The sequence below is a fragment of the Pantoea sp. EKM21T genome (assembly GCF_011800405.1).
Lineage (GTDB): Bacteria > Pseudomonadota > Gammaproteobacteria > Enterobacterales > Enterobacteriaceae > Pantoea > Pantoea agglomerans.
On sequence record NZ_JAALFV010000004.1, the window covers coordinates 418,729 to 431,327 of the forward strand.

Sequence of the window (12,599 nt, forward strand, 5' to 3'; positions counted from 1 at the left end):
GTGAAAAGGCGCGCCGCAGCGCGCGCTTAAAAAAGGGTGTCCGTCGCCAGCAGCGCCTGCTCCAGCGCGCGGGCAGAGACGCTAAACGGCAGCCGTTCTGCGCAAGCCTGGGGGAATTTAATCTGCTGCGCGAGGTTGCGCAGCGCGCTATGGCGATCGCCGCGTAACACCGGCAGCTTCAGCGGCATATCGTAGTGACGCAGCAGCACAAGGAGTTCCGCATCCGCGACACCGTCATGTTCTATCAGTGACTGCACCAGCAGGCTGAAGCCGACTTTCTCACCGTGCAGCCAGTGATGCAGCTCCGGCAGGTGCGTCAGTCGATTGTGAATGGCGTGCGCAAAGCCCGGCGTCGGCAGCAGGTCGCGCACACTATTCGCCAGCCCGGCGAGCACGATAGTGGCATCAATGACTCTGACCAGTTCAGGCGTGACCCGCTGCTGCTGACAGGCCAGGATCGCGGCGTCTCCCTGCTGCCGGAAAGTGTCCAGCGCCTGCCGCGCGGTCATCACCTTAAGATCCAAAGCCAGATCATCAGGGTTGTGCTGCTGGTAAGGCCGGAATTCATAATATTTGGCCAGCGCATCCACAATACCCGCTTTCAGGTAGCGCACGTCGCTCCGGGCGATCACTTCACTGTCTACCAGCACCAGCTCCGGCATTTTCCCCAGCGGCTGGCTGCGCAGATGGCCGCCTTGCTCGTTATAGATGATGGCAATCGGTGACCAGGCCGCACAGGTTGCCGCCTGGGTCGCAAAGTTAACCAGCGTGACCGCCGGCAACTGGCTGGCAGCGGCTTTAGCCGCATCCAGCACGCGTCCGCCCCCAATCGCCAGCAGCAGTTCTGCGCCCTGCTGTTCGGTATGGTGTTTTAAGCTGGCGATGGCCTGATCGGTACATTCGCCCTCTAAATAGTCGAGCTGCCAGCGGATGCCATTCTCTTCAAGACTCTGGCTTAATTCCGGATTAACCGCCTGCCACGCCTGAGGAGAGGTAAAAATACGAATATGGGTGGCATAGGGTTTAATAAACTGACCGGCGCGGATGCGCAGGCCCGCCTCATGCGCATAGGCTCGCGGAGATGTAATGGCTAACACAGCAGCATCCTGATTATATAAAATAGAAAAAGACTTTTATTACAGTGAGTTAATAGCGTTTCATGGAATTTAATTTCTTTTCTGAATACTACGACAAATAACAATTTAAGCAATCAAAAACCGGCCATTTCATATTCACAAATCCGCATTAGGTTAGTTATTTTTCACACATAGCGACCCGGCTTTTACTGTTAATCTCTCATTCTGGCTGTATGAATTAACTGCCTGCCTGGCAGTTTTCCGGGAAATATTATGCAACTCGATTTTCGTCAGGTCAGAGAAGATGAGGTAGATGTTTATCTGGCGCTGATGCATGCCGCCTATGCACCCGTCAAAGCGCTGGGCATTAAATTTGATGCCGCCACGGCTGACCGCGCTACAGCATTACGCCATCTGCAGAATCATGGCGTGTATGCGCTCTACATGCGTGACCAGATGGTTTCATCAGTGACCGTTCGCTATCCCTGGGGGCCGCTGCCCGGCCCGTTTGGGCTGCCGCATATCGGCTGGTTTGGCGCGCATCCCGACTATCCCGGCCACCATTTTGGTCGCCAGGTTCAGGATCGGTTAGAGCAGGAAATCCTGATCGATCAGTTGCATGCCCCAGCGGTCTCGCTGGGCACCGCCACCCATCACCCCTGGCTGAAAGAGATGTATCTGAAACGTGGCTTCCAGCCGATGCATACCCGCGATCTCGGTAAAGGTCACATCACCCTCTATATGAAAAAAGTACTGGACCCGGCGGCACATGATGCCTGGCTGAGCCGCCAGACAGCAGCAGAAGGAAACCCGCTATGAGCAGCGATAATCCCGCATCACTGGGCGAACAGCCGATCGCGTTTCGCCACGAACTACACCGTTTTCCGGAGCGACCGCAATGAACCTGAGCGTAATGCTGGCTGAACATATCCTTTATGGTCAGCCGGATGAGTCAGCGCACCAGCACGCGCGTGAAGGCGTGCGGGACTTCCTGGCGGTGAGCTGGCCGGTGTTACAGGGCGAGGTGCCGGATAGCGGCTTACCGGCACTGCGCACAATCTACCGCGACGGCAGCGTGCGCTCGCAGGCGCTGCTGCTGGGCTATGCCGGACATGCGCTGGACTACGATGATTTTCATGCCGATTTTCGCGGTCATCCCAGTGTAGTGATCCTGCCCGCCCTGCTCGCCTGGCAGCAATATCAGCCAAAGCGCCTGAACCGTTTTCTGGATGCTTACGTCACGGGTGTGGAAATGGCTGGTCGTCTGGGACTGGCTGTCAGCCAGCAACATTACGCGCTGGGCTATCACAACACGGCAACGCTGGGCACCCTGGCAGCGGCGGCGGCACTGGCGCGTTTGCTGGCGCTGGAAAGTGATGCAACCGCGACCCTGCTGGGGATCGCTGCCACCCAGGCCAGCGGGCTACGCGCGCAGTTTGGTTCGGCGGTGAAACCACTGCACGCTGGTTTTGCCGCAGAACGTGCGGTGTCAGCGGCTCTGCTGACACTGGCCGGAATAGATGGCCGTCAGGCGGGTGTGATTGAGGCTTTTCTGGCAGCCAGCAGTTCGGGTCAGGCGCAGCCGGAGAAATTGCTGGAAAACTGGGGCCGCCCCTGGCGGATTAGCGCGCCCGGACTGGAGTTCAAACCTTTCCCAACCTGCGCAGGCACCCACAGCGCAGCGGAAGCGGCACAAATGCTGCGCCAGCAGTGGCTGGCAGCCGGCAAACCTCTTGATGCGCTGCTGAGCCAGATTGTCGATATCACCGTCGCCTTCCCGCCAGGCGGTGACATCGCCGCTTCCATATCCGTTCCGACGCACGGCATTGAAGCGCGTTTCAGCCTGGAATATGTGATTGCTGCGATGCTGATCTACGGCGATCTGCGTTTGCAGGATTTCGCCGAAGGCGATCTTAATCATCAGATTATGCCGCTGGCCGCCCGCGTCCGTCGTACTCCCGATAACAGCGCGCCGCCCGATGCGATTAATCCCGCCCTGCGCTTCCATGACGTCACGCTGACGCTGAGTGATAGCACAAAGCTGCATCAGCGCCGCACGCGCCAGCAGTCACTGGCAGAGAGTGTGGATGTAAACAGGAAACTGCTGCTGGCGCTGCAGGCGTCGTCGCCCGGTCTGCTGGCAGCCAGTGAGCTGCGTTCAACGGCAGATTTGCAGGCGCTGGGGCGCGCAATGCTGAGCGCCCTGTAACCGACTCATAACGGGGGAATAAAGGCCTGCACCGGCGTGACTTCCCCGGCAAATTTACGCACCTGTACCACCGTAATCTGCCCGCTACATCCCTGCGCCAGAGATGACGTCCCGATATCCAGCGTCAGCACATTGGGATTACCGTGACGACAAAGCGGACGGGCGGCAGTGGCGTCGACCGGATCGTACCAGGCACCGGTTGGTAGCTGTACCACGCCAGGCATAACCGTGTCGGTGAGACGTGCGCTGGCGAGCACATGGCCCCGATCGTTATAAAGCTCAATGATGTCGCCATCCGCGATAGCCCGGGCTGCGGCATCCTCGCTGTTGAGGCTACAGACTTCGCGCCCGCCACGCTTGCCACTCTGACTGAAATCACCAAAATCGAGCTGACTGTGCAGGCGCGTCGCGGGCTGATTGGCAATCAGCCAGAATGGGTAGTCGGCGCTGGGTTTTTGCTGGGGTTCACGCCATACCGGATGGCCGGGACAGTTGTCATAACCAAAGCTGGCGATAGTGGCGGAGAAGATCTCAATTTTGCCGCCTGCTGTGGGCAGCGGTGCAGCATCAGGGTCAGCGCGAAACGCATTGATCATCCGTCCACCATCCTTCACCTGCGGCAACGCCAGGATGCCCTGCTGCCAGAACTGATTGAAATCCGGTGTCTGCACCTGATGCGCCGCCAGTTTTTCCTGTAGCTGATGGTAAAGATGCTGCAACCAGCCTCGCGCATCGCGCCCTTCGCTAAACGCTTCTTCCCGGCCAAGTTGCCTGGCCAGCTCACGGAAAATCGTGTAATCGTCCCTGGCTTCGGCGTAAGGCTGTGCCACTGGCTGCATGGCGATTAAATGGCGATCGGTCGGCGCACCGCCGATATCCTCTCGCTCCAGGGTCATGGTGGCGGGCAGGACGATATCAGCATGACGCGCACTGGCGGTCCAGACGCTCTCATGCACGATGAACGTATCCAACTGGCAAAACGCCTGACGCAGCCGGGCCAGATCCTGATGGTGGTGAAACGGATTGCCGCCCGCCCAGTAAGCCAGCCGGATATGAGGATAAGTAAGCTGACGGCCATTGTAGTCAAACCTGGTGCCGGGATTGAGCAGCATATCGGCAATACGGGCTACCGGAATAAAGCGGTCGATGCCATTTTTGCCCTGCGGCAGGGACGGAAAGCTGACCAGATTGTGATGTTTGCCATAATGGCCCAGCGCACCCAGTGCATAGGTATAGCCGCCGCCGGGCAGCCCGGGCTGTCCGAGTGCCGCCGCCAGCACCAGGCCAAGCCAGACCGGTTGTTCGCCATGCTCGGCGCGTTGTAAGGCATGGGCGACCGTAACCAGTACGCGCTTGCCGTGCAGCTGTCGGGCGAACTGCCTGATCAGGTCGCTGCTGACGCCACAGATCGCGGCCGCCCACGGCGCGTCACGCACCACGCCATCCTCTTCACCCCGGATGTAGGCCACCATCTGAGGCCAGCCGACACAGTAGCGCGCCAGAAATGCCTCATCGGTTAACCCTTCGGTGATTAATACCGCCAGCAGGCCGAGTATAAACGCCGCATCCGTTCCGGGTCGCAGCGCCAGCCACTCACCCTGTGCTTCCTCTGGCAAATCGCTTTTCAGTGGGCTTACCGAGATAAAACGGGTGCCGCGCTGTGCCGCACGCTGCATAAATCCGCGCTCGGTATGCTCACTCAGGCCGCCGCTGGCCACCTGGGCATTTTTCAGCGCCAGCCCGCCAAACGCCAGCACCACCTCGCTGTGACCGGCAATCTCTTCCCAGCTCACGCCACGCCGGGCGACTTCATTCATGTCGCCCACAATATGCGGCAGCAAAACCGATGCCGCGCCGGAGCTGTAGCTGTTAACTGAGCGAACATAGCCGCCCAGCGTGGTGTTCAGGAAACGGTGCACCTGACTTTGGGCGTGATGGAAACGGCCTGCGCTTGACCATCCGTAAGATCCGCCAAAAATCCCCGCCGGGCCGTAAGCCTCACCGACCCGCTTAAGCTCCAGTGCAACCCGATGACTGGCTTCCTCCCAGCTAACCGCGACATATTCATCTGCCCCACGACGCCGATCCGGGCCAGGCCCGTTTTCCAGCCAGCCACGCCGTATCATCGGCCGTGCGACGCGTGCCGGGTGATTAAGTGCATGACGGAAGTTTTGCAACAGCGGACTGGGGTCGGGATCGCCCCCGAACGGCTCAATAAGCAGTTGATCGCCGCTGCGCTCAGCGTGAAAAGCGCCCCAGTGGGCGCTGTGCATTACCGGTTTTTGCGTCATCCTGCTTCCTGGTTATCACAAAAGAAACGGTGCTCAGAGCACCGTTGCGATAAAGTTTCTGACGCGTCCGTTGTCCGGATCGTCGAGTACCTGCTGCGTCGGGCCAGCCGCCACAATTTTGCCGCTCTCCATAAAGACGATGTTATCGGCGACCTCGCGGGCAAATCCGATTTCATGGGTGACAACCACCATGGTGATACCGGAATGCGCCAGCTGTTTAATGACCTGCAGCACTTCACCCACCAGTTCCGGGTCAAGCGCCGAGGTCGGTTCATCAAACAACATAACGCCAGGATCCATCGCCAGTGCGCGGGCAATCGCAACGCGCTGCTGCTGACCACCGGAAAGGTTTTGCGGCCACTCATCTTCGCGACCAGACAGCCCCACCTGTTTCAGCAGCGCCAGTGCTTTGCTGGTCGCCTGATGGCGGCTCTGCTTTTTCACCCGCATCGGCGCATCCGTGATGTTCTGCAACACGGTACGGTGCGGGAACAGGTTGAATTGCTGAAACACCATGCCGATTTCCGCCCGCTGGCGTGCAATGGCACTGCTGTTGAGTTCGTGCAGCGCCTGGCCTTTTTGTCGGTATCCCACCATCTGGCCGCCGATACGGATGGTGCCACCATCCAGCTTCTCAAGGTGATTAATGCAGCGCAGCAGCGTGGATTTACCGGAGCCGGATGGCCCCAGAATCACCGTGACCGACCCGGCAGGTATATCCAGGTTAACGTCGTCGAGGATGGTTACGCCAGAGAAGCGCTTGGTGACCCTGCGCAGTGCAATTGCTTCAGCCATTGCTCACACTCCTTTGCGTTTTCGGCAGCGAAAAGCGCGGCAACGACGGCCAGAGGCTGCGCTTTTCACGCCGCGTGACACCGCGGCCAAAATAACGCTCCACGTAATACTGGCCCACCGACAGCACTGAGGTCATCAGCAGATACCACAGAGTGGCGACCAGCAGCAGCGGGATCACTTCATAGGTGCGCTGATAGATAATCTGCGCCGAAAACAGCACATCCTGCAGAGAAATCACTGACACCACTGCCGTGGTTTTCAACTGGCCAATGATCTCGTTACCCGCTGGCGGCATAATGGCGCGCATCGCCTGCGGTAAAACGGTATGACGGAAAATCTGAGCCGGGCGATATCCAAGCGCGCGTGCCGCTTCAATCTGCCCATTACCCACGCTCTGGATACCCGCGCGCACAATTTCTGCGGCATAGGCGGACTGATGCATGACCAGCGCGATCACTGCCGCACTAAACGGGCTGACCAGCGCGTTGGACTGTGCACTCCAGATCTCACCTAAACCGGGAATCGACAGCGCTATTCTGGGATAGAGCGCCGCGATGTTGTACCAGAGAAACAGCTGCACCAGCATCGGTACACCACGGAAAAACCAGGTGTAGGCCCAGCTCACCGCAACCAGAACCGGGTTTGATGAGAGACGCATCAGCGCCAGCACCGTGCCGAAGGCAAAGCCCAGCACCACTGAAATGGCGGTGAGCTGCAGCGTCATTAACACCCCCTGCAGAATGGAGGGCGCAGTGAAGTTTTCTGCGATGATCCCCCACTCAAAGCGCGGATTGTTAATCATCGAATGTGCCATCGCCACCACGCACAACAGCACCACCAGCGCACTCAGCCAGCGTCCGTAGTAGCGTTTACTGACGATTTTCAGATCGTCAGTGTGGTTCTGAATCTCACTCATTTAAAAATCTCTTCGTTGCGTCGGGCTTCGGTCACAGCACCAAATCCGATTCCCCAGTTATCGAGGATTTTCCGGTAGCTGCCATCTTTGATTAATGAGTTCAGCGCGGCCTGCACGGCAGGTTCAAGCGGAGAGGCTTTTGGGAAAGCGACAGAGACCGGTGCATCGTTAACGGTGATTTCGCCGCTCATGGTCAGCGGTTTGATTACCTTAACCTGCCACAGCAGCCCCTCATAGGGACCCAGGAACAGCGGTACGCGACCGCTGACCACCGCCTGCACGCCAGCCGGACGATCCGGGAATATCGCTACCTTGATGGGCTGCTTACCTGCAGCCTCACAGGCTTTACTGGCTTCTTCCAGCCGCGTAACCTGGGTGGTACCGGAACCGGCGCCGACCTCTTTGCCGCAGACGTCACTGAGTGATTTAAACGGGGCGATACTGGCGTCTTTTCGGGAAATAATTCCCAGCAGGCTGGCGTTGTAGTAGCCGACAAAGTCGATCTGTTTCAGGCGGGTCGGTGTGGCGTTGATGTTCGACAGCGCCACATCGTAACGTCCGGTTTTCAGACCGGGAATGATGTTGTCGAAGCCGCCCGTGTCGCGCCACTCTACCGCGATACCCAGACGTTCACCCACCGCATTCATGATGTCGATTTCGCGACCGGCCAGCGTCTTATTATCTTCTTTATAAAAGGTAGTTGGCGGCGTATTCGGGTTTGTTCCTGCCACAATGTAGCCACGCTTGAGGATATCCGCAGGAATCAGCGTTTTCAGCGCCGGATCGGCTTTGACATGTATGCTGCTGTCAGCAGGCACTGAGGGTTCTGCCGCAAAGCTGACGGATGCGTTGAGCACGAGTGTGAAAAGGGTCATTCTTTTTATCAATTTCACCGGAACCTTTCTCCTGATATTTAAAATGTTCCCCCAGAGGGAAAAGCGATCGTGACCTGTTGTCAGCGCTGAAAGAAAGCCAGATAAGCGGCGGGCTCCAGAGCTTTTATCATCCTCGTAACGTTCTGTTGTCATTCTCAGTGAAGACCGGCGACGATCACAAATGCTAAAACCGGGAATATTTTGCTGGAATATGGCAATGGCGCGCCTTGCCAGCCTGTTGAACAGGCGCTGGCATCCTGTGACCGAAGAGATGAGCAGTTTGGTAAGGATTGGCGAGGCGAGAAAACGTCATACTGCGGTTAATTAATTGGCACAGCCAGGCTCTGATGATTAATAAAAATATAATTTCATTGATAAGTATTTATTGAAAAATCATCCCTCTGCGCCTGACCGATTCTTTTATCTGGGACTTATTTGATCAAAATCAATAACTATTTATTCAGGTAATGTAAAGACTGCAGCAGGCACGGGAATCATAATTTTAATCAAAATTATCAATACATTACACGAAGTAAATCAAAGATTAGCAGGCAGATAGTTTCCCTTGAGAATAATGAAAGCCTCATTAATCAGATCATTGAGTAAGCATAAATAATATTAAAGATTAGTCTGGCGCTGACGATAAGAAGATTATCTTTGAATTATTTAACAGCCTCTTCTCTGCTTCTGATATCTCACTAAAGGTGAACCTTATGGGCCTTGCTCAACGCATCTCCGATATTAAAATTGGGAAAAAACTGGGCGTCGGTTTTATCGTCGTCATTGCTGCCTCCCTCGCCATTACTTTTATCGCTTTCGATTGTTTTCGCAGTATTAAAGACAACTCCGCCCGGCGCACGATTACCGTGGAGATGGTAAACACGTTAAGCAAGGCACGCCTTAACCGCACCCTCTACCAGTACACCAAAGATCCCAAATTTGCCACGCAGAACGTTCAGGCCCTGAAGGAGTTAGATGCCCTTTATAAACGGCTGGATGGATTCAAATGGGATGAGATGGGCCAGCAGAAAGTCGCGCTGATGGGGCAGTTACTTAACGATTATCAGAATCAGCGCCAGACATTCGTGACGGCTGCGCAGGCGACAAGCAGCGCCTTTGATGCCATTAAACCGGGTGCCCTGATTGCGCTTGCGCATCAGTTTGAATCACTCGATATGGCTCTGACACCCGACGCGGCGCTGCCGGTCATGCACCTGGCCGCAGCGCTGTTTGATGCGGCCAATGTTGAAAAAGCGTTTCTCGATAAGCCGTCTGAGGCCAGCAGAGAGGCGATTCTTGAAGAATACACCGCTATCAACACTCTGAGCGAGCAACTGGATATTTTCGCCCAGCCGAATATTAATGACGTAACGCGAAATGTGCTCAGCACTCTGACGCAGCAACGCCAGGCTTTAACGCGCTATGTCGATGCGACAGAGAAAGAAAAGAGCGAATCGGCGGGCCTGACCACCACCGCAGAGCGGCTCAATGCGGTGGTCTCCGATACCTTTGCCTATCAGTCCCAGCTATCCTCTGAATTTATCAAACAGGCGGAGTGGCGCATTGCTTTTGCCGCGCTGATTTGTGTGGTGCTGAGTCTGCTGATTGCCTGGCGGATCACCCGCAACATTACGCTGCCATTGAAAGAGACGCTGAACGCAGCGCAACGTATTGCCAGCGGTGATTTAACAACCTCACTGAAAACCACACGTGGTGATGAGTTAGGTCAGCTGATGCAGGCGGTAGATGCAATGAACATCAGCCTGCAGAATATCATCACCAACGTGCGTGATGGCGTCAGCAGCGTGGCGCGTGCCTCGGCGGAAATCGCGGCAGGTAATACCGATCTTTCATCCCGCACAGAACAGCAGTCTGCCGCAGTGGTTCAGACCGCGGCCAGCATGGAAGAGCTCTCTTCAACGGTGAAACAGAATGCGGAGAACGCTCACCATGCGAGTCAGCTGGCGACAGACGCGTCAGTGAATGCCGGACGTGGTGGCGAGATTATCCGTGACGTTATCGAAACCATGAACAACATCAGCCAGAGTTCGGGCAAAATCGGCGAGATCATTCACGTCATCAACAGCATCTCTTTCCAGACCAATATTCTGGCCCTTAACGCCGCCGTCGAAGCGGCACGAGCCGGAGAGCAGGGTCGCGGATTTGCGGTGGTTGCCGGTGAAGTCAGAAATCTGGCCCAGCGCAGTTCACTGGCCGCCAAAGAGATTGAAACGCTGATACGCGAGTCACTTGATCGGGTTCATGATGGTTCTGAGTTTGTGGAACGCGCCGGTACCACCATGGATGACATCGTCCGCTCTGTCAGTCAGGTTAAAGATATTATGGGTGAAATTGCTGCCGCCTCTGACGAGCAAAACCGCGGCATTTCTCAGATCGCCACGGCAATGGCCGAGATGGATACCACGACGCAACAGAACGCCGCGCTGGTTGAAGAGTCCTCCGCCGCAGCCAGCTCACTGGAATCTCAGGCTGATGAACTGGAAAAAACAGTGGCCGTATTCCGTCTTTCTCTAGGACAGAGCAGTGTCAGCCGGGGCGCACCTGCCCTGTCACCGCGTTTAGTACCCGCTGCGCCCGTTAATACATCAGCAGACTCAAGCTGGGAAAGCTTTTAACGGTTAGCGAAGCGTTAATTCTGTCTGACGGTAAATAGAGCCAGCCTTAATTGATTGAGGCTGGCTGAAATAACAGCCCTCTTCAGACAAATAAGTGATCTGATTAATCAGAAGATAATAAGCCGTAGCGGTTAACGCGGGAATGACAGGGTCAGGCGAGCATCCGGAAACTGAGGGAAGGTCATATTTCGGCCACGACAGCTGAAACAAGCTGGCTCGTGCCTGATGATTCCGGTTTATATCCCGGCTGGCTTTGAAATGAGGGTAGATAAGAATCGCGATCGGTCTGTACAGAAAGCGATGGAGAGAGAGTTGTCGTCCCTGACAGCTTCTCCGGCCGGTATACGCTTTCGCGCAACCGATGAGGTCATCCGCTTCGTCGTTTTCCGGCCGGAGCCGGACTACGTCCATTGGCATCAGTTCCGTTACTGCTAGTTCAGCTCTTCGTTCAGGCTTGCAAGCGTCTGCAGGTACGGCACCTGCTGTTGAGCAATCGCCGGTGACTCAAAACTACTCAGCCAGCTTCTGGCTTCGGCGATTTTCGTCAGCCGATCCGCGTTGCTTTCAGATTTCGCCATATAACCCAGTTGGGTAAAGAGTGTTGCGATACTGATTTCTTTTTCACCCAGGGCAAGGCTTAGTGCCGCTTCGCCAATAATGACGTGGCCTTTCTCGTCGTTTTGAAATAACACAGAAAATCCTCCATTAGATACGAATTGATGACAACCTCACCAGAGACTGTAGTCGTAAAAGAGAGAACTGCCCGAATTTATCACTAAAAATCGCGCAACTTGCTGAACAAATGTTCTTAATGTTTTTTTTCCGGATTGTTCTGTTTGTCTCTGCCGCCCTTCCTGTCAGACTTGCTTTTAAATTCACGATGGGATGTCACCATGAAACTTTCCATTCTCCTTACGCTGCTGGCTGCGACGGTCTGTTCCGTTTTTGCTGCCCATGGCAAATTTGAAACGCAGCAGGCTGGCCAGTCACTCTTCACGCAAAGCGGGGAAACGATCAGCGAAGAATAATGGCTGCGCGCGGCATCGTCAGTGACTGGCCAATCGGTTATGATCCGTTGCCACTTACCTGCCGGTTACCCGATGTCTGCCATTATCGATACGTTTATCGCCCCGCCCTGCTTTGATGAGATAACCCTCCTCTTTCAGGACGACCATCTGCTGGTGATCAATAAACCCAGCGGTTTGCTGAGCCTGTCAGGCAAAAATCCGCAAAACCTCGATTCGGTGCATCATCGGCTGGTGAAGCTTTTTCCTGGCTGCACGCTGGTTCATCGGCTCGATTTTGGCACCTCCGGGCTGATGGTCGTCGCACGCAGCAAAACGATTAATGCGGCACTCTGCCAGCAATTCAGCCAGCGCAGCGTGCGTAAAACTTATCAGTCGCTGCTGTGCGGGCACCTTGCCGATGACGAAGGCGTTATTGATGCCGCGATAGCGAAAGATCCGGCGCAGTTTCCCCGGATGGTGATTTGCCCGATCCAGGGGAAACCTGCGCGCTCACGCTACCGGGTCATAGAACGCGGTTATTATCAGGAAAAAAAGGGAAAGGGATTGCCGGTCACGCGGGTCGAACTGATGCCGGAAACCGGGCGCACCCATCAGCTGCGCATTCACTGTCAGCAGCTGGGGCACCCGATTCTGGGCTGTGATCTCTACGGCGGGCTTTTGCTGCCTGGCGCAGATCAGGCAGAGAGACTGATGTTGCACGCCAGCGGATTGACGTTTGTTCACCCTGTCAGCGGCAGCACGCTGCAACTCTCTGCCGACAGCCCGTTCTGAAT

11 protein-coding genes are annotated in these 12,599 nt (G+C 55.9%); 5 read left to right on the top strand and 6 right to left on the bottom strand.

Annotated features, from left to right (window positions below; genetic code table 11):
* Positions 1-26: 26 nt before the first annotated feature.
* Positions 27-1,097, bottom strand: a complete 1,071-nt coding sequence (locus tag HFD87_RS10910; protein WP_167423412.1) for an iron-containing alcohol dehydrogenase family protein — start codon at positions 1,095-1,097, stop codon at positions 27-29.
* A 252-nt stretch (positions 1,098-1,349) separates the two neighbouring features.
* On the opposite strand from HFD87_RS10910, the gene HFD87_RS10915 reads away from it, so the two are divergent.
* Together HFD87_RS10915 and HFD87_RS10920 are read left to right on the top strand one after the other, a co-directional pair.
* Positions 1,350-1,895, top strand: a complete 546-nt coding sequence (locus HFD87_RS10915; protein ID WP_033758314.1) for an N-acetyltransferase — start codon at positions 1,350-1,352, stop codon at positions 1,893-1,895.
* Between the two features lie 79 nt (positions 1,896-1,974).
* On the top strand, positions 1,975-3,285 hold the full coding sequence (locus tag HFD87_RS10920) for an MmgE/PrpD family protein (protein WP_033758316.1): 1,311 nt from the start codon (positions 1,975-1,977) through the stop codon (positions 3,283-3,285).
* Between the two features lie 5 nt (positions 3,286-3,290).
* On the opposite strand, the gene HFD87_RS10925 is transcribed toward HFD87_RS10920, so the two are convergent.
* Genes HFD87_RS10925 through HFD87_RS10940 form a run of 4 tightly spaced genes read right to left on the bottom strand, consistent with a single transcriptional unit; the run spans position 3,291 to position 8,162 of the window.
* On the bottom strand, positions 3,291-5,576 hold the full coding sequence (locus HFD87_RS10925) for a molybdopterin-dependent oxidoreductase (RefSeq protein ID WP_050680117.1): 2,286 nt from the start codon (positions 5,574-5,576) through the stop codon (positions 3,291-3,293).
* Between the two features lie 33 nt (positions 5,577-5,609).
* Positions 5,610-6,371, bottom strand: a complete 762-nt coding sequence (locus HFD87_RS10930) for an amino acid ABC transporter ATP-binding protein (RefSeq protein WP_010670928.1) — start codon at positions 6,369-6,371, stop codon at positions 5,610-5,612.
* Positions 6,364-7,287, bottom strand: a complete 924-nt coding sequence (locus tag HFD87_RS10935; protein WP_010247951.1) for an amino acid ABC transporter permease — start codon at positions 7,285-7,287, stop codon at positions 6,364-6,366. Before HFD87_RS10935 ends, HFD87_RS10930 begins: the two co-directional genes overlap by 8 nt.
* On the bottom strand, positions 7,284-8,162 hold the full coding sequence (locus tag HFD87_RS10940; protein ID WP_010247954.1) for an ABC transporter substrate-binding protein: 879 nt from the start codon (positions 8,160-8,162) through the stop codon (positions 7,284-7,286). The genes HFD87_RS10935 and HFD87_RS10940 overlap by 4 nt, the downstream gene beginning before the upstream one ends.
* Before the next feature lie 713 nt (positions 8,163-8,875).
* Here HFD87_RS10940 and HFD87_RS10945 point away from each other — a divergent pair.
* The gene (locus tag HFD87_RS10945; RefSeq protein ID WP_167423413.1) at positions 8,876-10,798 is read left to right on the top strand and encodes a methyl-accepting chemotaxis protein; all 1,923 of its coding nucleotides are present in this window, start codon (positions 8,876-8,878) and stop codon (positions 10,796-10,798) included.
* Between the two features lie 431 nt (positions 10,799-11,229).
* Here HFD87_RS10945 and HFD87_RS10950 read toward each other — a convergent pair whose 3' ends face one another.
* On the bottom strand, positions 11,230-11,490 hold the full coding sequence (locus tag HFD87_RS10950; protein ID WP_010247965.1) for a hypothetical protein: 261 nt from the start codon (positions 11,488-11,490) through the stop codon (positions 11,230-11,232).
* Between the two features lie 201 nt (positions 11,491-11,691).
* On the opposite strand from HFD87_RS10950, the gene HFD87_RS23075 reads away from it, so the two are divergent.
* Entirely contained in the window at positions 11,692-11,826 is a 135-nt protein-coding gene (locus HFD87_RS23075) for a hypothetical protein (protein WP_022624981.1), read from the top strand.
* 72 nt (positions 11,827-11,898) lie between these two features.
* Complete coding sequence (locus tag HFD87_RS10960) at positions 11,899-12,597, top strand: RluA family pseudouridine synthase (protein ID WP_124890097.1); 699 nt, start codon at positions 11,899-11,901, stop codon at positions 12,595-12,597.
* Positions 12,598-12,599 lie beyond the last annotated feature (2 nt).